The organism is Sphingomonas sp. GW821-FHT10F09, assembly GCF_058809195.1.
Genome location: NZ_JBXASI010000001.1, coordinates 357,445 through 379,586, shown reverse-complemented (window position 1 = coordinate 379,586; position 22,142 = coordinate 357,445). Strand labels below are relative to the sequence as shown.

Annotated in this window: 24 protein-coding genes; 12 read left to right on the top strand and 12 right to left on the bottom strand. The window is 66.4% G+C overall.

Annotated features, from left to right (window positions below; all coding sequences use genetic code 11):
• Positions 1-77: 77 nt before the first annotated feature.
• Positions 78-1,313, top strand: coding sequence for an MBL fold metallo-hydrolase (locus AC1RTO_RS01720; protein WP_493159234.1), 1,236 nt, complete (start codon positions 78-80; stop codon positions 1,311-1,313).
• Between the two features lie 54 nt (positions 1,314-1,367).
• Here AC1RTO_RS01720 and AC1RTO_RS01715 read toward each other — a convergent pair whose 3' ends face one another.
• Positions 1,368-2,189, bottom strand: coding sequence for a ferredoxin--NADP reductase (locus AC1RTO_RS01715; protein WP_493159233.1), 822 nt, complete (start codon positions 2,187-2,189; stop codon positions 1,368-1,370).
• Positions 2,190-2,314: 125 nt separating this feature from the next.
• Between AC1RTO_RS01715 and uvrB the strand changes: the two genes are divergently transcribed.
• From uvrB to AC1RTO_RS01700, 3 genes are all read left to right on the top strand, one after another.
• Complete coding sequence (uvrB, locus tag AC1RTO_RS01710; protein WP_493159232.1) at positions 2,315-4,513, top strand: excinuclease ABC subunit UvrB; 2,199 nt, start codon at positions 2,315-2,317, stop codon at positions 4,511-4,513.
• A gap of 130 nt (positions 4,514-4,643) precedes the next feature.
• Positions 4,644-4,895 carry a type II toxin-antitoxin system HicA family toxin gene (locus AC1RTO_RS01705; RefSeq protein ID WP_493159231.1) on the top strand — a complete coding sequence of 84 codons (252 nt, stop codon included), beginning with the start codon at positions 4,644-4,646 and terminating at the stop codon, positions 4,893-4,895.
• Positions 4,895-5,128 (top strand): type II toxin-antitoxin system HicB family antitoxin, encoded by a 234-nt coding sequence (locus tag AC1RTO_RS01700; protein ID WP_493159230.1) that lies wholly within the window; start codon positions 4,895-4,897, stop codon positions 5,126-5,128. Before AC1RTO_RS01705 ends, AC1RTO_RS01700 begins: the two co-directional genes overlap by 1 nt.
• Before the next feature lie 4 nt (positions 5,129-5,132).
• On the opposite strand, the gene AC1RTO_RS01695 is transcribed toward AC1RTO_RS01700, so the two are convergent.
• A complete protein-coding gene (locus tag AC1RTO_RS01695) occupies positions 5,133-5,516 on the bottom strand; it encodes a PRC-barrel domain-containing protein (RefSeq protein WP_493159229.1) in 384 nt (127 codons plus the stop codon).
• 102 nt (positions 5,517-5,618) lie between these two features.
• On the opposite strand from AC1RTO_RS01695, the gene AC1RTO_RS01690 reads away from it, so the two are divergent.
• Complete coding sequence (locus AC1RTO_RS01690; protein ID WP_493159228.1) at positions 5,619-6,152, top strand: hypothetical protein; 534 nt, start codon at positions 5,619-5,621, stop codon at positions 6,150-6,152.
• A gap of 572 nt (positions 6,153-6,724) precedes the next feature.
• Here the strand turns inward: AC1RTO_RS01690 and AC1RTO_RS01685 are convergent.
• The 3 genes from AC1RTO_RS01685 to AC1RTO_RS01675 all read right to left on the bottom strand — a co-directional run bounded on the left by AC1RTO_RS01685 (position 6,725) and on the right by AC1RTO_RS01675 (position 9,289).
• On the bottom strand, positions 6,725-7,159 hold the full coding sequence (locus AC1RTO_RS01685; protein ID WP_493159227.1) for a DUF2501 domain-containing protein: 435 nt from the start codon (positions 7,157-7,159) through the stop codon (positions 6,725-6,727).
• A 92-nt stretch (positions 7,160-7,251) separates the two neighbouring features.
• Positions 7,252-7,680 (bottom strand): hemerythrin domain-containing protein, encoded by a 429-nt coding sequence (locus tag AC1RTO_RS01680; RefSeq protein ID WP_493159226.1) that lies wholly within the window; start codon positions 7,678-7,680, stop codon positions 7,252-7,254.
• 97 nt (positions 7,681-7,777) lie between these two features.
• Positions 7,778-9,289: a fumarate hydratase gene (locus tag AC1RTO_RS01675; RefSeq protein WP_493160308.1), complete on the bottom strand. Its 1,512-nt coding sequence runs from the start codon at positions 9,287-9,289 to the stop codon at positions 7,778-7,780.
• Between the two features lie 146 nt (positions 9,290-9,435).
• Between AC1RTO_RS01675 and AC1RTO_RS01670 the strand changes: the two genes are divergently transcribed.
• The 3 genes from AC1RTO_RS01670 to AC1RTO_RS01660 all read left to right on the top strand — a co-directional run bounded on the left by AC1RTO_RS01670 (position 9,436) and on the right by AC1RTO_RS01660 (position 15,016).
• Positions 9,436-12,093 (top strand): EAL domain-containing protein, encoded by a 2,658-nt coding sequence (locus AC1RTO_RS01670; RefSeq protein WP_493159225.1) that lies wholly within the window; start codon positions 9,436-9,438, stop codon positions 12,091-12,093.
• A gap of 441 nt (positions 12,094-12,534) precedes the next feature.
• On the top strand, positions 12,535-14,439 hold the full coding sequence (locus AC1RTO_RS01665) for a ribonucleoside-diphosphate reductase subunit alpha (RefSeq protein WP_493159224.1): 1,905 nt from the start codon (positions 12,535-12,537) through the stop codon (positions 14,437-14,439).
• Between the two features lie 148 nt (positions 14,440-14,587).
• Positions 14,588-15,016, top strand: a complete 429-nt coding sequence (locus AC1RTO_RS01660; protein WP_493159223.1) for an endonuclease domain-containing protein — start codon at positions 14,588-14,590, stop codon at positions 15,014-15,016.
• Between the two features lie 122 nt (positions 15,017-15,138).
• Here AC1RTO_RS01660 and AC1RTO_RS01655 read toward each other — a convergent pair whose 3' ends face one another.
• Positions 15,139-15,390 carry a DUF2171 domain-containing protein gene (locus AC1RTO_RS01655; protein ID WP_293876701.1) on the bottom strand — a complete coding sequence of 84 codons (252 nt, stop codon included), beginning with the start codon at positions 15,388-15,390 and terminating at the stop codon, positions 15,139-15,141.
• 83 nt (positions 15,391-15,473) lie between these two features.
• Between AC1RTO_RS01655 and AC1RTO_RS01650 the strand changes: the two genes are divergently transcribed.
• The 3 genes from AC1RTO_RS01650 to AC1RTO_RS01640 are packed head-to-tail and all read left to right on the top strand — an operon-like array spanning position 15,474 to position 18,055.
• Positions 15,474-15,686, top strand: a complete 213-nt coding sequence (locus AC1RTO_RS01650; RefSeq protein ID WP_293876699.1) for a hypothetical protein — start codon at positions 15,474-15,476, stop codon at positions 15,684-15,686.
• A gap of 21 nt (positions 15,687-15,707) precedes the next feature.
• Positions 15,708-16,769 (top strand): ribonucleotide-diphosphate reductase subunit beta, encoded by a 1,062-nt coding sequence (locus AC1RTO_RS01645; RefSeq protein ID WP_493159222.1) that lies wholly within the window; start codon positions 15,708-15,710, stop codon positions 16,767-16,769.
• A gap of 2 nt (positions 16,770-16,771) precedes the next feature.
• Positions 16,772-18,055: a hypothetical protein gene (locus AC1RTO_RS01640; RefSeq protein ID WP_493159221.1), complete on the top strand. Its 1,284-nt coding sequence runs from the start codon at positions 16,772-16,774 to the stop codon at positions 18,053-18,055.
• Positions 18,056-18,058: 3 nt separating this feature from the next.
• On the opposite strand, the gene AC1RTO_RS01635 is transcribed toward AC1RTO_RS01640, so the two are convergent.
• A complete protein-coding gene (locus tag AC1RTO_RS01635) occupies positions 18,059-18,496 on the bottom strand; it encodes an ExbD/TolR family protein (protein ID WP_493159220.1) in 438 nt (145 codons plus the stop codon).
• Between the two features lie 116 nt (positions 18,497-18,612).
• Between AC1RTO_RS01635 and AC1RTO_RS01630 the strand changes: the two genes are divergently transcribed.
• Positions 18,613-18,807 carry a hypothetical protein gene (locus tag AC1RTO_RS01630; protein ID WP_493159219.1) on the top strand — a complete coding sequence of 65 codons (195 nt, stop codon included), beginning with the start codon at positions 18,613-18,615 and terminating at the stop codon, positions 18,805-18,807.
• Positions 18,808-19,005: 198 nt separating this feature from the next.
• Here the strand turns inward: AC1RTO_RS01630 and AC1RTO_RS01625 are convergent, their stop codons facing one another.
• The 5 genes from AC1RTO_RS01625 to AC1RTO_RS01605 all read right to left on the bottom strand — a co-directional run bounded on the left by AC1RTO_RS01625 (position 19,006) and on the right by AC1RTO_RS01605 (position 22,123).
• The gene (locus AC1RTO_RS01625; protein ID WP_493159218.1) at positions 19,006-19,710 is read right to left on the bottom strand and encodes a thermonuclease family protein; all 705 of its coding nucleotides are present in this window, start codon (positions 19,708-19,710) and stop codon (positions 19,006-19,008) included.
• 58 nt (positions 19,711-19,768) lie between these two features.
• On the bottom strand, positions 19,769-20,104 hold the full coding sequence (locus AC1RTO_RS01620; RefSeq protein WP_493159217.1) for an HNH endonuclease family protein: 336 nt from the start codon (positions 20,102-20,104) through the stop codon (positions 19,769-19,771).
• 94 nt (positions 20,105-20,198) lie between these two features.
• Positions 20,199-20,852, bottom strand: coding sequence for an opacity protein (locus tag AC1RTO_RS01615; protein WP_493159216.1), 654 nt, complete (start codon positions 20,850-20,852; stop codon positions 20,199-20,201).
• 189 nt (positions 20,853-21,041) lie between these two features.
• A complete protein-coding gene (locus AC1RTO_RS01610) occupies positions 21,042-21,680 on the bottom strand; it encodes a hypothetical protein (RefSeq protein WP_493159215.1) in 639 nt (212 codons plus the stop codon).
• A 98-nt stretch (positions 21,681-21,778) separates the two neighbouring features.
• On the bottom strand, positions 21,779-22,123 hold the full coding sequence (locus AC1RTO_RS01605) for a DNA primase (RefSeq protein ID WP_493159214.1): 345 nt from the start codon (positions 22,121-22,123) through the stop codon (positions 21,779-21,781).
• Positions 22,124-22,142 lie beyond the last annotated feature (19 nt).

Sequence of the window (22,142 nt, the reverse complement as noted above, 5' to 3'; positions counted from 1 at the left end):
GAGCGACGCCGGATTGACCCGGAGACGATCCCGCGCCACTCCTCGACATTGATCTGCATCAACCCATAAGGACGTCTGTGGCGCGCGTATCGAAGATCATCGGTGGAATCCTGCTGCTGCTGGTCGTGGCGGTCGGGTTGGCGGTGACGATCGTGCCGCGCTTCCTCGACCGTATCTATTATCGCGGCCACGCCAGCGACCATTACGACGGCGAACGCTTCTTCAACCCCGACAATGACGGCGACACGGCCGGCACGCCGGGCGGCGGCGGGCGTGCGGGGTTCCTGTGGCGCCAGTTGACCGGCCGCGACGGTCGCCCGGTCTGGCCGGTACGCGTGCCCGTTGCCGCGGCGAAGCCCGCCGCCCGCGTCGAGGGCGACCGGATGGTCGTCACCTGGATCGGCCATGCAAGCGTGCTGGTCCAGACCCACGGCCTCAACATCCTGACCGACCCCGTCTATGCGGAGCGCGCCGGCCCGCTCGGCTTCGGCCCCAAGCGCGTCGCCGCGCCCGGCGTCGCCTTCGACGACCTGCCGCGGATCGACCTCGTGCTCGTCAGCCACAACCATTACGACCATCTCGACCTGGCGACGCTGAAGCGGCTGTGGCAGCGCGACCATCCGCATATCGTCACCAGCCTCGGCAACGACAGCGTCATCGCGGCGACGGGGGCGAAGGCGATGGCGCTCGACTGGGGCGGCAATGCGACGCTGACCGACAAGGGGCTGGAGAACAGCAGCGACGCCCTGCGCTGCGACCCCGACGGCGCCTGCCCCGGTGACCGCGCGCGCATCTTCATCACCCGCAACCACCATTGGGGCAGCCGCTGGTTCACCGACCGCAACCGCGCGCTCTGGTCGAGCTTCGTCGTCACCCTGCCGGGCGGCGGCAACATCTTCTTCGCCGGCGACACCGGCTTCGGCGACGGCCTGTGGCCGGCGGAGGCGGCGACCTATGGCCCGATCCGCTTCGCGATGATCCCGATCGGCGCTTTCCGCTTCGCGCCCGGCCAGATGAGTTCGGGCAGCCATGTCGGACCGGCGGAGGCGGCGCTGATCCACCAGCGGCTCGGCGCGGCGCGATCGCTGGCGATCCACTGGGGGACGTTCCGCCTGTCCTACGAAGGCTATGACACGCCGCCCAGGATGCTGGCGCTGGCGATGCGTTGCACCGGCGGCAGCGGATTCGATGCTGCGCGGATCGGCGTGCCGTTCAAGGTGCCGGTCTATGCGCCGCCGCAGGCGGGCCGGCCGACGACGCGCGAAGCGATGCTGCGGTGCATGGACACGCCCGCGGTCAGGGCGTTGCGCTGAGCGCAGGATGACGGGCGGGGGCGCGATATCGCACGCCCCCTGCCCGTCCATAGATCAGTCGACGAAGGCGCGCTCGATCACATAGGTCCCGGCCTTGGCATTCGAGCCTTCCTCGAAGCCGATCGAATCGAGCATCGCCGCGGTTTCGCGGATCATCGCCATCGACCCGCACAGCATGATCCGGTCCGTCTCGGGATCGAGCTTCTTGGCGCCCTGTACCGGGTCGCCGAACAGCGCGGCGCTCTCGATCAGGTCGCCGATGCGGCCGGTGGTGCGGAACGGTTCGCGCGTCACCGTCGGGATATAGTGGAACTGCGTCACCGCCTCGTCCGAGACGAGGGGATCGTCCGCCAGCCGCGCCTGCAGTTCGTCGTGATAGGCGAGATCGCTGACCTGCCGCACCGAGTGGACCAGGATCACCTGATCGAACATGCTGTAGACGTCGGGATCGCGCGCGAGGCTGAGGAACGGCGCAAGGCCGGTGCCGGTCGAGAAGAAGAACAGGCGCTTGCCGCCGACCAGCGCGTCGGTGACGAGCGTGCCGGTCGGCTTTTTGCCCATATAGACCTCGTCGCCGGGCTCGATCAGCTGGAGCTTCGAGGTCAGCGGGCCGTCCTCGACCTTGATCGAGAGGAATTCCAGCTCCTCGGCATAATGCGGGGAGGCGATCGAATAGGCGCGCATGATCGGCTTGGCGCCCTCGCCGTCACCGGGCAGGCCGATCATCACGAACTCGCCCGAGCGGAAGCGGAAGCTCGCCGGGCGTTCGACTGCGAAGCTGAACAGCCGGTCGTTCCAGTGGCGTACCCACAGCACCTTGACGTTGGCGAACGCCTTGGTCTCGGGCAGGGTTACGGGTGTACGGACATCGGTCATCGATCGGGGGCTTCGGGTTGTTTGCGAAGGGATCGCATTATGAACCCTGCGGCCCACGGTCAACCAAAGCAAAGCTTGGCCGTGCATTGCTCTCCCTACCCGGCGGCCCCATATTCGTTCCCGATATGGCCATCCAGATCCGCACCAGCCTCGCCGAGCCGGAAACCGGCGAAAGCTTCGTCCCCCATCGCCCCGCCCGCCCCGACAAGGTCGAGGGCGGCCGGCCGTTCAAGCTGGTCAGCGAATACAGCCCCAGCGGCGACCAGCCGACCGCGATCCGGGAACTGACCGCGACCGCGCGCGCGGGCGAGAAGGATCAGGTGCTGCTCGGCGTCACCGGTTCGGGCAAGACCTTCACCATGGCCAAGGTGATCGAGGAATTGCAGCGCCCGGCGCTGATCCTCGCGCCCAACAAGATCCTCGCGGCGCAGCTCTACGGCGAGTTCAAGAGCTTCTTTCCCGAGAATGCGGTCGAGTATTTCGTCAGTTACTACGATTACTACCAGCCCGAGGCCTATGTGCCGCGGTCGGACACGTACATCGAGAAGGAATCCTCGACCAACGAATCGATCGACCGGATGCGCCATTCGGCGACCCGCTCGCTGCTCGAACGCGACGATTGCATCATCGTCGCCTCGGTATCGTGCCTGTACGGCATCGGTTCGGTCGAAACCTATTCGGCGATGATCTTCGACCTCAAGAAGGGGACCGCGGTCGACCAGCGCGAGATCGTCCGCAAGCTGGTCGCGCTCCAGTACAAGCGCAACGACGCCGCGTTCCAGCGCGGCAATTTCCGCGTGAAGGGCGACACGCTGGAGATCTTCCCGTCGCATTACGAAGACAGCGCGTGGCGGATCAGCTTCTTCGGCGACGATATCGAGGACATCACTGAATTCGATCCCCTGACGGGGAAGAAGGTCGCGAGCCTCAACAGCGTGCGCGTCTATGCCAACAGCCATTACGTCACGCCCGGCCCGACGCTCAAACAGGCGGGCGACGCGATCAAGCACGAGCTGGCCGAACGGCTCAAGGAGCTGGTCGTGGAGGGCAAATTGCTCGAGGCACAGCGACTGGAACAGCGCACGAATTTCGACCTCGAGATGATCGCCGCCACCGGCAGCTGTGCGGGGATCGAGAATTACAGCCGCTTCCTGACCGGCCGCCTGCCCGGCGAACCGCCGCCCACGCTCTTCGAATATCTGCCCGAGAATGCCGTGCTGTTCGTCGACGAGAGCCACCAGACGGTGCCGCAGATCGGCGCGATGGCGCGCGGCGATCACCGCCGCAAGATCACGCTCGCCGAATACGGCTTTCGCTTGCCCTCTTGCATCGACAACCGGCCGTTGCGCTTCAACGAATGGGACGCGATGCGGCCGCAGACGGTCAGCGTCTCGGCGACGCCGGGCAATTGGGAGATGGAGCAGACCGGGGGCGTCTTTGCCGAACAGGTCATCCGCCCGACCGGGCTGATCGATCCGCCGGTCGAGATCAAGCCGGTCGAGGAGCAGGTGCAGGACCTGATCCAGGAATGCCACAAGACCACCGCGCTCGGCTATCGCACGCTGGTGACGACGCTGACCAAGCGCATGTCCGAGGATCTGACCGAATATATGCACGAGGCGGGGATCAAGGTCCGCTACATGCATTCCGACGTCGAGACGCTGGAACGGATCGAGCTGATCCGCGACCTGCGGCTGGGCGTCTACGACGTGCTGATCGGCATCAACCTGTTGCGTGAGGGGCTCGACATTCCCGAATGCGGGCTGGTCGCGATCCTCGATGCCGACAAGGAAGGCTTCCTGCGTTCGGAGACGTCGCTGATCCAGACGATCGGCCGCGCCGCGCGCAACGTCGACGGCCGCGTCATCCTCTACGCCGACCGGATCACCGGATCGATGGAGCGGGCGATGAACGAAACCGCGCGCCGCCGCGAGAAGCAGGAAGAGTATAACCGCGAACACGGCATCACGCCGACGACGATCAAGCGCAACATCGGCGACATCATCGCACATGTGTCGCAGGGCGATCAGGTCACGATCCCGATCGACGAGGACCGCCCGCACATGGTCGGCCACAATCTGCGCGCCTATATCGAGGACCTCGAGAAGCAGATGCGGAAAGCGGCGTCGGATCTGGAATTCGAAACCGCCGGCCGGCTGCGCGACGAGATCCGCCAGCTGGAGAACGAGGAACTCGGCCTGCCGGTCGACGAACAGAAGGCGCCGATCATGGGCCGCAGCAACGAAGGCAAGCCGGGCACGCGCAAGACGCGCTACGGCAAGGCGCAGGCGATGCGGATGGGCGGCAAGCGCGGGGGGCGGTGAAGATGGCGTCGGGCGTCGCCTGACGCCATCAGCCGTAACAGATTGTCTTGCGGGACGGATACGGATCGCGGTGAAAGGATGACGCCGTGATCCGTAGCCAATCAAACCGTCCGACTATACATCGTCACCGATGACCCGCATCGCAAAGCTCTATGCGACGATCACAGCCAACCCGCGGGCATCGATCACCTTTGCGGAATTCGAACGTCTGCTTGCCGCCGCCGGATTTGAGCTGGTCAGGATAAGGGGCAGCCATCGGCATTACAGCCACCCCACGGTGCCTTACATCCTGACGGCGTTACCGGACGGCAAGGGCGTGAAGCCCTACCTCGTGCGCCGCTTCCTTGAAATCGTCGACGAATATGGCCTAGATGTCGAATGATGGATACGCCGCGCTATCATATCAATCTGTTCTGGTCGCAGGACGACGATTGCTGGATCGCGGACGTGCCTGACCTGCATTATTGCGCGACCCATGGCGCAAACCCGGACGAGGCGCTGGCCAACGTTCAGGACGCCATCGCCGGCTGGCTCGATGCGGCAACGGCGTCCGGCAAGGACATACCGGAACCCCGCTACCGCCCCGCGATCTACGCAGCCAAATTTGCCGCGTGATCGCTTAACCCGTCGTCAGGTTCGCTGCGTTCACCCCGTAATAGCTCGCGACACGATCGGCATAGGCCTGGTCGAACACCGGCGCGTTGTTCGCCCAGCTCGGGCCGCCTTCCAGCATGCGACGGTCGATCGTCACCACATAGAGGTCGCGGACCGGATCGAACTGCAGCAGTTCGAAAGGGAGCGGGTAAAAGCTCTTGCCCATGCCGAGAAAGCCGCCGAGGCTGAGCACCGCATGGGTCGAGCGACCCGAGCCCTTGTGGACCATCAGCGCATAGACCGAGCCGACCTGGTCTCCGTCGCGGCTTTCCACCTTGAGCGAATGGGGGATGTTGGCCTGGACTAGCAGCTGGGTGGCGGTGGTGGTGGCCTGCGTATCGGTCGACATCGGATACTCCTGATTGTTACGCCGGTGAACCGCCCGGCCCCCGCGCCGGTTCCACGCCGCGACGGGTTGAGGCCGGCCCGCCCTTCCCGCATAAGCCGCGGCATGCGTGCCTTTCCCCGCCTCGCCATGACCATCGCCGCTTCGGGCGCGCTGCTGACCGCCTGCGTGCCCCAGCCGGTCGCGCCGCCGCCCGCGCCCGCGCCGGACCCCGTCGTCCGCCCCGCGCCGCCGCCGGTCGCGACGTCGAGCGACTGGCGCGACTGGCCGCTGACACCCGGCACCTGGGTCTATCGGCGCGATGGCCGCGGCAGCATCGCCGCATTCGGGGTCGCCGGTGCCGACCCGCGCCTGACGCTGCGCTGCGATGTCGATCGCCATCAGGTGATGCTCTCGGTCGCGGGCGCCGCGCCGGCGTCGCTGACGATCCGCACCACCAGCCTGACGCGTGCGGTGCCGGTGCAGCCGACCGGCGGCGTGCCTGCGCAGGTCGCCGCCGCGCTGGCGGCGAACGATGGCCTGCTCGACGCGATGGGCTTCAGCCGCGGGCGGTTCGTGGTCGAGCAGCCCGGGGCCCCGACGTTGGTCGTGCCGGCCTGGGCGGAGATCGAGCGGGTGACGGAGGATTGCCGCGGCTGAGCCTGCGGGCGAAGTGCCGAAGGTCGTGCAAAACGCGGCGCAATACAAGTCTTGCATGTATCCGAAGCCATGCGCACATTGATCGCGTGATCGGACTACCGGTCACATGGCTATCAACAAGCGAAAGGAGGTGATCCGATGTCTCATGGTTCAGCAGTGGGGTCGGTTCAGTTCGTTCGGGGGATCGGCTTCTAAGTACCCGTTATACTCATGCCGGGGGGTATCCTCCCCCAATCAACGGCATGACGAGGGTTCGAAGAGGCCTCATGGTCTCCCGGGCTGGAGCTCTCCGGCCGCTGACCATGTTTGGGGGGTGTCGGGTCGCCGGGAGGCGCCCGGCACCCTCTTCTCATTTCTGCGGATACGCCATCGCGCGACAGCGTTTGATGACGCGCCCCTGTAAGCGTGGAAGAACGCCGCATCCGGCAGCACGGCCCTGTCGTGGCTATGCAGCGATGTGCAAGGCTACAACTACCGCGGTCGCAACACCTCTGCGCCCTCCGCGCCTCCGCGCGAACCCCGCCCTACTCTTCCCGAAACGCCCCCGCTGATGAGAACCCGACCGTCACTCCTTAAAGGAAGGAGCGGGCGCGGTTTAGGATGAGATTGCACAACTGCGTCTTGATCTGGCCGCGGAGGGGATCGATTGACAGCGTCTGGCCGTTCGCCGCCTGCACCTGCCCGGTCTGGCCCGCCTGATAGCCCGGCAGGGTCGTCACGTCCTTCTGCCCGGTCAGCCGGCCGAGCACGCCCGCCGCGCCGGTCTGCCCGCCGGTGGCGCCGAGCAGCTTGTTCCTGACGCAATAGCCGAGCAGCCCGGCGGCATTGCCCGCCCCGATCGTACCCACCTGCGGCAGCCCGCCGCCGAGCAGACCGCCGGCCTGTCCGAGCAGGCCGCCGCTCCGCGCCGTCGTCGCCGGCGCGACCGTGGGCGTCGGGGCCGGCACGGTCTGCGCGACCGCCAGTGCGGGGATGGCGAGCAGCAGCGCGGCAAGGAGCGTCTTCATGGCTTGGGTCCCGGACATGATGAGAGGAGATCAGGCTCCAACCCCCCGCCACCCGGGCCGTTCCGCCGCGCCCGGCCCGGGCGCCGCGCGGATCAGGCGACGGTGCGCTGTTTCGGCGGCGGCGGGATCAGCGCGTAGAGCACCGTCTCCTCCCGCCCGATCCGGTGCATCAGCGCCTGCATGACACGGCGCGTCTCGCTCGCGAAATTGCCCCAGTCCGCGACGATGCGGTCCGACGACCAGTTGGCGACATAGTCGCGATAGGTCTGCGCGAGATCGCCCATCTCGTCGGCGAAGCGCGCCGCCAGCGCCGCGGTGCGCCGGTCGCTGCCCGCGATCAGCCGCGGGTAGAGCAACGTATCCTCCTTGGCGAGATGCGCGAGCAGCTTGCGCGTCATCTGCCAGCGCAGCTGCGCGATCCGTTCGGGCGCGGGTTCGGACGAGGCGACGCGGTCGAGCAGCGCGGCGGCCAGCTCCGCCAGCTCCCGATGTTCCGCGGACAGCATTTTCCGATCGAGCATCGCCTGTTCTCCCGCGGCGTCGTCCCATCCCGCATCACCTGACCGGCGATACTTGATCTACGATAACAACATCCGGGTTTCCAGCCGGTTAAAATGCTCACGCCGGCTGGAGCAGACCCTCCCGCGCGATCTTCTCGCGCCAGACCAGCGGCGCCAGCTGGTGGACGTTCTTGCCCTCGCTATCGACCGCGACGGTGACCGGAAAATCCGCGACCTCGAATTCGTAGATCGCCTCCATGCCCAGATCCTCGAAGCCGACGACCTTGCTGCCCTTGATCGCGCGCGCGACCAGATAGGCGGCGCCGCCCACCGCCATCAGATAGGCGCTCTTCGCCTCGGCAATCGCCTCGGTCGCCGCCGGCCCGCGCTCGGCCTTGCCGACCATCGCAAGCAGGCCCTGGTCGAGCATCATGCGGGTGAACTTGTCCATCCGGGTGGCGGTGGTGGGGCCGGCGGGGCCGACCACCTCCTCGCCGACGGGATCGACCGGGCCGACATAGTAGATGACCCGGCCGCGGAAATCGACCGGGAGCTCCTCGCCCTTCGCGAGCATGTCGGCGATGCGCTTGTGCGCCGCATCGCGCCCGGTCAGCATCTTGCCGTTGAGCAGCAGCCGGTCGCCATGCTTCCACGTCGCCACCACCTCCGGCGTCAGCGTGTCGAGGTCGACGCGGATCGCCGCCTTGTCCGGCGTCCAGTTCACCTGCGGCCAGTCGCTCAGCTTCGGCGCCTCCAGATACACCGGCCCGCTGCCGTCGAGCGTGAAATGCGCATGGCGGGTCGCGGCGCAATTGGGGATCATCGCGACCGGCTTCGACGCGGCATGCGTCGGCCAGTCGAGGATCTTGACGTCGAGCACGGTCGACAGCCCGCCCAGCCCCTGCGCGCCGATGCCGAGCGCATTGACCTTGTCCATGAGTTCGATGCGGAGCGCCTCGATGTCGTTCCGGGGGCCGCGGGCACGGAGCTGGCCCATGTCGATCGCGCCCATCAGCGACTGCTTGGCGAGCAGCATCGCCTTTTCCGCGGTGCCGCCGATGCCGATGCCGAGCATGCCGGGCGGGCACCAGCCGGCGCCCATCTGCGGGATCATCTCGAGCACCCAGTCGACGATCGAATCGCTGGGGTTCATCATCTTGAACTTCGACTTGTTCTCCGACCCGCCGCCCTTGGCCGCGACGTCGACGGACACTTTGGCGCCGGGCACCATCTCGACGTGCAGGACGCTCGGCGTATTGTCCTTCGTGTTGCGGCGGGTGAAGGCGGGGTCGGCGAGGATCGACGCACGCAGCTTGTTCTCGGGGTGCAGATAGGCGCGGCGCACGCCCTCGTCGATCACCTCCTGCAGCGAGCGGTCGCCCTCCAGCCGGCAATCCTGCCCCCATTGGACGAAGACGGTGACGATGCCGGTGTCCTGGCAGATCGGCCGGTGCCCCTCGGCACACATCCGGCTGTTGGTCAGGATCTGCGCGATCGCGTCCCTCGCCGCCGGGCTCTGCTCCGCCTCATAGGCCTCGCCGAGCGCGCGGATGTAATCCATCGGATGATAGTAACTGATGAACTGCAACGCGTCGGCGACGCTCTCGATCAGGTCTGCGGCGCGGATCATGGTGGTCACAAGCGAGGCTCCTTCGCCGCCGCCTTTAGGACGCCGCCGCGCCCTCGCCAAGCGCGTGCGACCGGATGCGCCCACCCCCCGATAAATTGCGAGCCCGTGCAAAGGTTTCTCAACCATCGTCGCGTATCGTCGCGATCATGCCGTATCTGGTTTCCCGTTCCCTGCCGGATACGCGCCATGTCACCGCGTCGATATGGCAGCTGCTCGGGCTGAGCGGCGAGGGACCCGACCATCAGGCCCGGCTCCACGCCACCCGCCTCGACGCGGTGCTGGCCGCCTGGCCGTTCGGGCTGACCGCGCAGGTCGTCGCCTGCGCCGTGCTGCTCGGCGCGACGCTCGCCGACACCACCCGCAACCTCGTCGAGGTCGCCGCGACCGCCCTGCTGCTGATCGTCCCCTCGCTCACCGCCTGGGCAATCCTGACCGCGCGCCGCTCGCGCCGGTGGACGCCGCACCTGCGCGTCCGCTGCCTCGCGATCGCGGCGACGGGAATCGCGGCGGCGCTGTCGTCCCTGCTCTGGGCGTCGACGCGGCTGCCCGCCGGACCCGTGCAGGTCGGCTGTTTCGTCGCCGTCGCCGGCGCGATCGGCATGACCGCGATCGCGCTGCACCCGGTGCGCGCCGCGACGCTGGGGTTCGGTGCCGGCCTGGTGCTGATGCTGCCGATCCTGTCGGTCAGCATCCTGCCCTCGGTCGTCGCCTGCGCCTTCCTCGCCTGCCTCGCGGTGGCGACGATCCGCCTCGCGCGCATCGATGCCTGCCACGCGCACGATCGCAACGCGGAATCACGCGAGGGCCGGCTCGCCGCCAAGATGATCGCCGAATTCGAAGGCCATGGCACCGGATGGTTCTGGGAGGCGGACCGCCACGGCCGGCTCACCTATCTGTCGGCGAAGGTCGCCGCGGAGCTGTCGGCGGCGCATCGCAACCCGGTCGGGCGGCTGCTGACCGACGTGTTCCGCATGGACAGTGCCGCGCCCGGCACCGAACGCACGCTCGCCTTCCACCTGTCCTCGCGCACCTCCTTCTCCGACTATACCGTCCGCGCCGCCGACGACGGCGACGGCGGCGAAGAGCCGGAGCGCTGGTGGTCGATCTCCGGCCGGCCCGTCGTCGACGAGCTCGACCGGTTCCAGGGCTTCATCGGATCGGGCAGCGATCTGACCGAGAAGCGCCGGTCGGATGCGGAGATCACCCGCCTCGCGCTGTTCGACGGGCTGACCGGCCTCGCCAACCGCCAGCGGATGCGCGCCAGCCTCGACAAGACGCTGCAGCAGCAGGTCGGCCCCTATCGCCCCGCCTCGCTGTTCCTGATGGACCTCGACCGGTTCAAGGCGGTCAACGACACGCTCGGCCATCAGGCCGGCGACGCGCTGCTCAAGCAGGTCGCGCAGCGGCTGCAACGCGGCGTCGGCGATGCCGGCCTCGTCGGGCGGCTCGGCGGCGACGAATTCCAGGTGCTGCTGCCCGGCATCGACAATCGCGAGACACTGGCGACGCTGGCGCGCGACCTGATCGGCGCGCTGTCGCAGCCCTATTTCATCGCCGGCGCCTCGGTGACGATCGGCTGTTCGATCGGCATCGCGATCGCGCCGCAGCATGGCGAGGATGCCGAGGAGCTGATCCGCAACGCCGATCTCGCGCTCTACGCCGCCAAGGCCGACGGGCGCGGCGTGCATCGTTTCTATTCCGAGGACATGCTGGCCGGCGCGCGCAGCCGCAAGGCGCTCGAGGACGACATGCGCATCGCGCTGAACGAGGGCGGATTCGCACTCGGCTACCAGCCGGTCGTGTCGACGCGGACGACGCAGATCATCGGCTATGAGGCGCTGCTGCGCTGGACCCACCCGACGCGCGGGCCGATCTCGCCCGCCGACTTCATCCCGGTCGCCGAGGAATGCGGGCTGATCGAGGCGCTGGGCGAATGGGTGTTGCGCACCGCCTGCGTCCAGGCGGCGCGCTGGCCGCGCGACGTCCGCATCGCGGTCAACGTCTCGCCGATCCAGTTCGCCAACCCGGCCTTTCCCGGCCTCGTCACATCGGCGCTGGCGCATGCCGGCCTCGCCGCCGACCGGCTCGAGCTGGAGATCACCGAGGGCGTGTTCCTCGACGAATCGGGATCGACCGATGCGATGTTCAAGGCGCTGAAGGGCATCGGCGTGCGGCTGGCGCTCGACGATTTCGGCACCGGCTATTCGAGCCTCGGCTATCTGCGCACCGCGCCGTTCGACAAGATCAAGATCGACCAGAGCTTCGTGCGCGGTGCCGCGCAGCCGGGCAGTCGCAACGCCGCGATCATCCGCGCGATCGTGACGCTGGCCGATACGCTCGGCATGGAGACCACCGCCGAGGGGGTCGAGGTGCAGGACGAGATCGAGCTGGTCCGCGCCTTGGGGTGCAGCCACATCCAGGGCTATGTCTACGGCCGCAGCGTGCCGGCGGACGCGGTGATCGAGCAGCTGGGCGGCGTGGTGCAGGTCGACCCCGTCGGCCACAAGATCAGCCGCGCGCCGCGGACGACGATGCTGCGGTCGGCGCGGCTGGCGATCGGCCGCAACCAGGGCGACGTGCGCATCCGCAACATCTCGACCAGCGGCGCGATGATCGACGGCGTCGACATCGACGACGGGGCGATCGGCCTCGACGTGCTGATCGAGCTGATCGAGGACCAGATGTTCGCCGCCCGCGTCGCCTGGGCGAAGGACGGCAAGGCCGGCCTGGAGTTCGTCGAGGCGTTCAATCTCAACCGCCTCAACCAGTTGCAACCCGGACGCAGCCAGCGCCGGATGGTGTGACGCCGGCGGCGGCCGGACCTCGCCCGATCGCCGTCGCGGCGCGCCGGAAACGTCCGTTCCGCACCCACCCATGGCACCGGCAGCGTCATCCAAAAAATTTTCGTTGCCGCTCTGTTCCCTTGCGCTTTGCGAAACCCGCGGAAGTCCACGCGTCGTTCGCGGCGGCGGATCGCGCCGGACCGGATCAAGGGGGAACGGCATCGCCTCCGGATCATTACCCCCTTGCCTGCCGCGCCGCTTTGCCACAATTTGTGGGGGTTGAGTTCGGGGGCGGACCCAATTGCTGGTAGAGAGCAGGCCCGACACCCATATGGGATGTCGGCCCGACGCACGCCGCGACGCCGCGATGTGCTCATTTTGTTCTCTCCATGGGGCCGCCATGGTGGTAGCATGGAAATGCGCCGCCGATTCGAACACTTAGAGAACGCAAGGATCGGTTCGATGGATTTCAGGGACACGCAGGGTGAAGCAATGACCGACACGATCGAAGCCACCACCAGCGCCGTGACGCAGGACGTCGGCACCGGCAGCAAGGCCGTGCACGCGCGTCCCTATCCGGTCGAGGTCGACCACAGCCGCGACGCCCTGCTCACCGATTTCGGCAAGGAAACGCTGAACGACCGCTACCTGCTGCCGGGCGAAAGCTATCAGGACCTGTTCGTCCGCGTCGCCTCCGCCTATGCCGACGACGCCGCGCATGCGCAGCGCCTGTACGACTATATCTCGCGCCTGTGGTTCATGCCCGCGACGCCGGTGCTGTCGAACGGCGGCACCGGGCGCGGCCTGCCGATCAGCTGCTACCTCAATTCGGTGCCCGACAGCCTCAACGGCATCGTCGACACCTGGAACGAGAACGTCTGGCTCGCCTCGCGCGGCGGCGGCATCGGCACCTATTGGGGCAACGTGCGCGGCATCGGCGAGCCGGTCGGCCTCAACGGCAAGACCAGCGGCATCATCCCCTTCGTCCGCGTCATGGATTCGCTCACCCTCGCGATCTCGCAGGGCTCGCTGCGCCGCGGTTCGGCCGCCTGCTATCTCGACATCAGCCATCCGGAGATCGAGGAGTTCCTCGAGATCCGCAAGCCGTCGGGCGACTTCAACCGCAAGGCGCTCAACCTGCACCATGGCGTGCTGCTGACCGACGCCTTCATGGAGGCGGTGCGCGACGGCGCCGAGTGGAACCTGCTCAGCCCCAAGGACCAGACCGTCCGCCAGACGGTCGATGCGCGTTCGCTGTTCCAGAAGCTGGTCGAGACGCGGCTGCAGACCGGCGAGCCGTACATCGTCTTCGCCGACCATGTGAACCGGACGATGCCCAAGCATCACCGCGACCTGGGCCTCAAGGTCTCGACCTCGAACCTCTGCTCCGAGATCACGCTGCCGACCGGCAAGGACCATCTCGGCAACGACCGGACCGCGGTCTGCTGCCTGTCCTCGCTCAACCTCGAGACGTGGGACCAGTGGAAGGACGACAAGGTCTTCATCGAGGACGTGATGCGTTTCCTCGACAACGTCCTGCAGGATTATATCGACCGCCACGAACCCGGCATGGAGCGTGCCGCCTATTCCGCCGCGCGTGAACGCTCGGTCGGGCTCGGCGTGATGGGCTTCCACTCCTTCCTCCAGGCGCGTGGCCTGCCGTTCGAGGGCGCGATGGCCAAGTCGTGGAACCTGCGCATCTTCAAGCACATCAACGCGCAGGTGAACGAGGCGTCGATGCAGCTCGCGGTCGAGCGCGGCCCCTGCCCCGATGCCGCCGACGTCGGCGTGATGGAGCGGTTCAGCTGCAAGATGGCGATCGCGCCGACCGCGTCGATCAGCATCATCTGCGGCGGCACCAGCGCCTGCATCGAGCCGATCCCGGCCAACATCTACACGCACAAGACGCTGTCGGGCAGCTTCTCGGTCAAGAACCCCTATCTCGAAAAGCTGCTCAACGAGAAATCGAAGAACAGCGAGGCGGTGTGGAGCTCGATCCTCGAACATGGCGGTTCGGTGCAGCATCTCGACTTCCTCTCTGTCGAGGAGAAGGATTGCTACAAGACCAGCTTCGAGATCGACCAGCGCTGGCTGCTCGAACTCGCCGGCGACCGCACGCCGTACATCGACCAGGCGCAGTCGCTGAACCTGTTCATCCCGGCCGACGTCGAGAAGTGGGACCTGCTGATGCTCCACTTCCGCGCGTGGGAGCTGGGGATCAAGTCGCTCTATTACCTGCGGTCCAAGTCGGTGCAGCGCGCCGGTTTCGCCGGCAGCGGCGGGGTCGAGGCCGACAACACGATCGCCGCACCGACGTTCGAGATCGGCGAGACGACGGATTACGACGAGTGTCTGGCGTGTCAGTGAGCGGAGCGTAACCGGCTGTCCTCACCCTCCCACCCGGCGATGCCGGGCGGGCCCCTCCCTCTCCCGGAGGGAGAGGGGTGAAGGCAGACAATTCCCTCTCCCTCCGGGAGAGGGAGGGAGCCGCGCAGCGGCGGAAGGGTGAGGACAGATGCGCCTCTATGCGAACCAGCCGGTCGGCACGGTCCCGCGCGCCCGACAGTTGCGCAAAGCCGCCCCCGAACCCGAGCGCCGCCTGCTCCGGGCATTGCGGGAATCGTTCCCGCATCTGAAGTGGCGTCATCAGGCCCCGCTGGGTCCCTATTACGCCGACATCCTCTGCATCGCGGCCGGGCTCGTCATCGAAGTCGACGGCAACACCCACGCCGCCACCACCGACCAAGACGCCACCCGCACCCTCTATATCACCCGCCAAGGCTACCACGTGCTCCGCTTTACCAACCTCGACGTGATGACCAACCCGCAAGGCGTAATCGCGCACATCTCCTTCTCCCTGCGGGAGAAGGAAGGGGCCCGCACGGCGCAGCCGTGTGGGAAGGATGAGGCCAGCACCACACACGAAAAGGGCGGCACCGCATGACCGGCACCGCCCTCATCAACCGGCGTCCGCGCCGTGCCGTCAGACGAAGCCAGCCCTGCTGGCTCCGCTGCACGCCGCGGCGGGTCCCGGGATTGCCGGAGCAGCCCCGGGCCGCCCGCGTCTCACTCGGCCTCTTCGAACATGTCCACGGCATTCGCCGCCGTGGCCGAGAGGCGCACCGTGTCGCCCTCGATCTCGGCGACCAGGCCGGCGGGGAGGTAATGGTGCTTGCCGCCCGTCCCGTCCTGCGTGCTCGGCGAATCGTTCTTGGTCAGCTTGATGCGCTCGCCGTCGACATGGTCGACCGTGCCGACATGCACGCCGTCCGCGCCGATGACCGTCATATGCTCCTTGATGTTGCTGTGATCGTGCATCGTTCGTCTCCTGTGATGGGTTCGGATGTGCAACGAGCCGCCCGGCAATTGGATGCATCCGCCGCCACCGGGATGCGCCGCTGATGCCGTTGCAAAGCCTCATCATGTTCGCGGTCGCCGCGGTGTTCGGCCTTGCCGGCGCGTGGATGCTGCTGCAATTGCGCCATGCCCAGCCGCCCGCGCGCGTCTACGTCTATCGCATGGCGGGCATCATGGCGGTCAGCCTCGCCATCGTCCTCGCCTTTTCCGCCCATGCCATGTGGCAGTGGAGCGTCCCCGCCTCCCCCCTTTCCTGAAATCCCGTCGGAGTACCCCCAATGTCCCTTCTCGCAGCCTCCAAGCAGTACAAGCCGTTCGAATATCCCTGGGCGTTCGAATTCTGGAAGCGTCAGCAGCAGCTCCACTGGCTCCCCGAAGAGGTGCCCTTGGGCGAGGATTGCCGCGACTGGGCGCAGAAGCTGACCGATCACGAGCGCAACCTGCTCACCCAGATCTTCCGCTTCTTCACGCAGGCGGACGTCGAGGTGCAGGATTGCTACCACGAGAAATACGGCCGCGTGTTCAAGCCGACCGAGATCAAGATGATGCTGACCGCGTTCAGCAACATGGAGACGGTGCACATCGCCGCCTACAGCCATCTGCTCGACACGATCGGCATGCCCGAGAGCGAATATGGCGCCTTCCTCGAATATGCCGAGATGAAGGAAAAGCATGATTACATGCAGAACTTCGGCGTCGACAACGATCAGGACATCGCCCGCACGCTCGCCATGTTCGGCGGCTTCACCGAAGGCGTGCAGCTGTTCGCCAGCTTCGCGATGCTGATGAACTTCCCGCGCTTCAACAAGATGAAGGGCATGGGCCAGATCGTCACCTGGTCGATCCGCGACGAGAGCCTGCATTGCGAGGGCATCATCAAGATGTTCCACACCTTCTGTCAGGAGCGCCAGTGCCTGACCAAGGCGGTGAAGGACGACATCGCCGACGTCTGCCAGACCACGATCCGGCTCGAGGACAATTTCATCGACCTCGCGTTCGAGATGGGCCCGGTCAACGGCATGACGCCCAAGGAGATCAAGAAGTACATCCGCTACATCGCCGACTGGCGGATGGGGCAATTGGGCCTGAAGCCGATCTACATGATCGACGAACACCCGCTGCCGTGGCTCGCGCCGATGCTGAACGGCGTCGAGCACGCCAACTTCTTCGAACAGCGCGCCACCGAATATTCGAAGGCCGCGACCAAGGGCCAGTGGAACGACGTCTGGGATTCGTTCGACAAGCGCCAGAAGGCGAAGATCATCCGCCCGACCGAGCAGGATCTGGGGCTGCTGGAAAGCGGCGACATGTTCTCGCGCGCTGGCGTGGCGGCTGAATAAGTATGACGAGCGCTATTGTCCGCACCGGCAAGCTAAAAGATGGTGATCTTCATCATATAGCCAAGCAGATCATCGATCTACTGCCTGATAGTGAGGCGATGATCGAATACCCGGCCGGGCAATCAGCCAAGATTAATAAGAACACAAAATTTACGAAGTCCCTTCTGAACAGTAAGGACCAACTTATTCAGACAATGACCGTGTCTTTCCCGGGCACGGTCAGAGAGAAAGTCGCGTTCCACCGGGGTGTCGTTGATCCTGAAACATGGAAAAGCAACCCATACGTGGGCGGATATAACGCCACCTTGCCTGACACCTATTTCGATGAACTTGCCTTCTTGCAGGCAAGATCAGAACCAAATTATGGCAATCCTCGACCCGCTCCTCCAGATACGCTGGAGAGAGAAACCGTGTTTGCAATACTACGTATTGTAAACTCCTATGCTGTCGATTCGACCCATGTCGGACAGATTGAGGGCGCGGCCAATGTCAGCGATGCCACCGCGAGCCAAATAGCAGACCTTCGCTCGCTCAACTTGGATATGACGCGAGGCCTAGCAGAAGCCCGCCAAGAATCGGACAGGCTATTTTTAGCAAGACAACAATCTCTTGATGAAATACAATCTCAGCGGGAACAATACCTCGCCGAACGGGAAACCGAACTCCAAAATCGTCGCGACGAGCTTAATGACCGCGAACCTCAACACGAGAGAAGACGTCTTCGCGAGCACTTAACTCTTCGCTTACAATCCTCAATCGCAGAACCTCGTCTTCAAACCGGCGTTATCGAACGGCGCTCTTATTATTTTTACTTGATAGCTGGCCTTATTTTTTTAGCACTATCAGTCTTTCTATCTACGAATAGCCAGAATTTAGGGACTTCTTACACAGTACTACTGTGGGCGAGACTGATAAAGGCATTTTCCGCAGGTGCGGCAGGAGCAGCCTTTATTTGGTCCGGACTGGCCGGGTTAAAGAGCTCAGCAGTCGCGACTAGGGACTATGAACAATCAATACAGCGATACGCTTTTGATATGGACCGAGCCAGTTGGATTGTCGAAACCATACTGCAGATGAATAGCGCAGAAAAAAGTGACGTTCCTAGTCAATGGCTACAGAGTGTTTGCCGTGATCTTTTTGCAACCTCTTACAATGAAGAGAATGAATCTAAGTCGCTGCAAGCATTTGCTGCACTCTTTGACGCGACAGCCAGAGCGAAAATAGGAACGACTGGCATCGAATTTGAAGTCGATCGAAAAGGCGCTAAGAAGCTGGCGTCAGGATAACCTTCACTCCACCATCGCCTCATTCCCCGCAAACCCCAGCCGCGTGATCCCCGCGCGCTTCACCTCGGCGAGCACGGCGTCGAAGCGGTCGTAGCGCGCCTCCGGGGCGGTGCGCATCACCAGCAGGGCGGCGGGGTCGGCGCGCAGCGCCCCGAACCGTGCCGGCATCGCCGCATCGGTCAGCGCACGACCATCCAGCGTCACCGTGCCGTTCCGCGCCAGCACCAGAGGGTGCGTCACCGTTTCGGCGGGCGGCGCGCTGCCCTGCGGCAGGTCGACCGCGACCTTGTGCAGCACCGTCGGCAGCGTCAGGATCATCATCACCAGCAACACCAGCATCACGTCGATCAGCGGCGTGATGTTCAGCTCCGATAGCGGCTCCTCGAACGCCGGCGATCCGGCGAAACGACGGGCGGGGGAGAAAGCACGCGGACGTGGCATCGGATATCTCCTGGCTATGTGATGGTATGTCATCACGTTTGCCGCCGACCGTCAAGCGCGGTTAACCGTCCCGGCTAACCCGGCGGCAAGACCGGTTGCGCCATGCTGCCGCCGGCATGCTCCTCTCCCCGCGCCTCTTCCGCAGCCGCTGGACGGCGTTGCTCTGGGCCGGGGGTATCCTGTGGCTCGCCTATGACGTCGCCGGATCGGCACCGGGCGGCACGGACAATGCCGCCGCGCTGACGGATGCCGATAGCGACGCCGTCAACGCCGCCGACCTGCGCGCGCTGGCCAACGTCATCGACGAATAGGATCGGCCCCCCGGTCCACGGCGCCGCTTTTGCCGTCCGACACCAGCCCCGCCACGATCTGGCGGTCCTGCACGCCGCGGCGTCGCCCCGGCGGGGCGCCGCACGGCTGCTCGTGATCGTCACAGGAATGGAAACGATCGGGGAGGATCGCTCGCGTCAGCTATTCATCCTGTCCTTGTTGCCGCGGTCCGCCGCCGCTCAGGTCCAGCCGCACCAGCCGCGGCGGTGGCCGCCGTCGTAGCGGCGCGCGAGCCCTTCCGCGACCAGCCGCTCGCCGAGCGATGCCCCGTCGCGCGTCACCAGCGCCAGCCGCCGGCCATAGCGGTCGTGCGGGCGCTTATAGGGTGCGATCGTCACCGGGCCGGCGTTGAGCAGCTCCTGCATCCGCACGGTCGCGCGCTCACCGAGCCGCGCCTCGCGCGCGCAGCGCGGCGGATGCGTCTCCGGCGTGTCGATATCGGCGATGCGGATCGTCTCGCCGGCGAGTTTGAAGGTGTCGCCGTCGACGACGCAATCGCCGGCATGGCCGCGGCGGCAGCGCGCGAACTGCGCCGTCACCGCCCCGGCCGTTCCGCCCACCCCGGCCGTTCCGTCTGCTCCGTCCGTCGGGCCCGCCGGCGCGGTGCGCGGCAGCGGCGGCACCGACAGGCCGGCGGGCAGCGGCGGCAGCGCGATCGCGCCCGCGGGCCATGTCACCCGGCCGGGGCGGGGCAGCTCGACCGTCATCCCTGCCGGCAGCAGCGCCTGCCAGTCGGTGCCGCGCAGCGATGGTATGGCCAGCCCGAGCATCACCCCCAGGATCGCGATCCGCAGCTGCGCCCATGCACCCGCGCCCTGTCGCCGCCGCCCGCGACCCGACGCCCCGCCGCTGATCGCGCGAGCAAAATCAAAGACATACTCCATGGGACCGGCATGGACATAAAAGACTGAAGGATCAATGACCGGAACGAATCGGGGACGATTATCGTCGGCGGCGGACCGGCACGGTGAAGTCCGCGGGCTTGTCCGCGATCCATGCCGCGAAGCGCGCGATGCCCGGATGCGCGCGCAGCGCCGCCGGATCGGCATAGGTCCGCGCAAGCTCGGCGTTGGGGATCAGCGCATGGACGGTGCGGTGGCAGATGGGGTGGACCGCGGCGGTGATCCGCCCGCCCTCCGCCTTGGGCACCAGATGATGCCATTCCACCTTCGTCCCCAGCGGTCGCTCGCAGACCGGGCATGGCGGGATCGCGACCTCGCGCGCCGCCCGTGCCGCCGCCTCCGCCAGTCCCGCCTTGCGCTTCACCCGTCCGACCATGCCGCAGGATATAGGAACGCGCTCCGCCGCTTGAACGGCAAAGGGCGGGCCTGCCGAAGCAGACCCGCCCTCACCTCTTGCCCGGTTGGGGGACTTAGAAGTGCGCGACCACACCCGCCATCGGGCGGAAGCTGTTCGCGTCGTCGAAGGTCGAAACCTCCATGCGCAGGCGCAGGCCGGAATTGCCGGTGATGCCGCCCAGGCCGATGTCCTTCGGGCCGATCTCGGCGCCGATGCCATAGACGGTCGCGTGGTAATCGCGGTTCAGGTCGCCGGCGACGCCCGGAGCGAACTTGTCGAAGTTGTTCCAGCGGTAGCCGACCTTGCCGTAGAACAGGCCGCTGTCGCCGGCGCGGAAGCCGAAGCGGCCATAGGCGCCATACTGCCAGTCGATGTCGCCCGACACGCCCTTGGCGACCGAACCTTCGGCACCGACGAAGACGGGGCCGAGCGGCACGTTGACGCCGACGATGCCTTCGACCAGCGCGCCGTCCAGCTTGTAGCCGCGCGGCTGCGCAGGGATGCCGGCGACCGCTTCACGGTCGAACTGCTCCCAGCCGCCCATCACGGCGACGTACGGCTCGATACCGAACGCGCGGGTGCCATCCGGTGCCCTGGGGGCGGTGTCGACCTGCGCATCGGTGGCGACGGTGGTGTCGGTCGTGCCGGTGGTCGACATGTCCTGCGCGAAGGCGGGGACGGCAAAGGACGCGGCCGCAACGGCGGCCGCGAGGGCGAGCTTACGCATGTGTGATTACCTTGTATTGCCTCAACTCGGGCCGCGACGACGCATCGTCGATCAACCCAGGCCCGTCCAAACACCAGGATTACGGCTTTGTTGCACCGCATTGTCGCATTTGGACCGATGCCCTGAAACTGTTGCGTTCACGCAACACTTCCTGTCGCCCCGATGAACGAAGTGGCGGAATTGCGTGGATCAGCGCTCCGCCATCCGGGACGATGAGGGCCGCGGTTTCATCTCGCTGCTGCGAATGCGCCACGCCTGCGCATGCGGATCGTCGCTCTCGATGCCGGCCGCCGCCTTGTGCAGCACGACCGGTCCCTCCAGCCGGAACGGGCCGCCCGAGGTCAGCGTGCCGGTGACGGTGACCGGCACCGTGATATAGCGCTGGCCGGCGCCGGCATCCGCATCGAACGGCGTGCCGATCGTGGCGCGATAGCTGGCATATTTGGCGAAGCTCGCCGCGAATGCCGCCTGCGTCATGCCGGACGCCTGACCATCCTCATCCCACAAGGCCCATGCCTCGTCGTAGCGACGGGCGGCGAGCGCATCGGTGTAGCGCCGGACGACCGCTTCGGGCGCGGCGTCATCCGGGAGCGGTGCCGCGGTGGCTGCGGGTGCGGCGACCAGCGTGGCGGAGGGGGCGGGCGTCGGCACAACCTGCCCGTGCGGCGGCGCGGCGGCGTAATTGGCGATGTCGGACTGCGCCTGCGAGGCCGCCGCCGCGACGTCGACGCTGTTCGTGCTGCGCTCGTCCGAACCGGAGCAGCCCGCCGCAGCGAGCATCAGGCCGAGGCAGACCGGCGGCAGGATAAGGGATCGAGAGATACGCATGGGGCCGTTCCGATACACAGGAAGGCAGCACGAACGCCGCCCCTGCCGCATCGTTCCGCCCGCCGGCCGGGGATCGTCCCCCGGCCGGCGGCACGGGATCAGGGCCGCAGGGCGACGTCGTCCGCGTCGGTCACGTCCGCATCGTCGGCACCGGTGCCGGCGTCGAAATCGTCCTGCGCGTCATCCTCGTCCATGTCCTCTTCGTCCATGGTGACGCTGGCGTCGCTTTCGCCGACCTCGGTCGAATCCATGTCGAGGTCGTCGATCGATTCCTCTTCGGCGTCGTCGTCGCCGAGGTCGGGGTCGAGATCGGTCAGGACGATGCCGTCGCTGGGGCCGTTGCGCGTCGCCTCGAGGATCTCGGCGCGCTGGCTCTCGTCATAGCCTTCCTCGTCGTAGCCGTCGTCGCCCGATCCATGGCCCATGACCTGATGTCCACCCATTGCAACCTCCATATGTGTG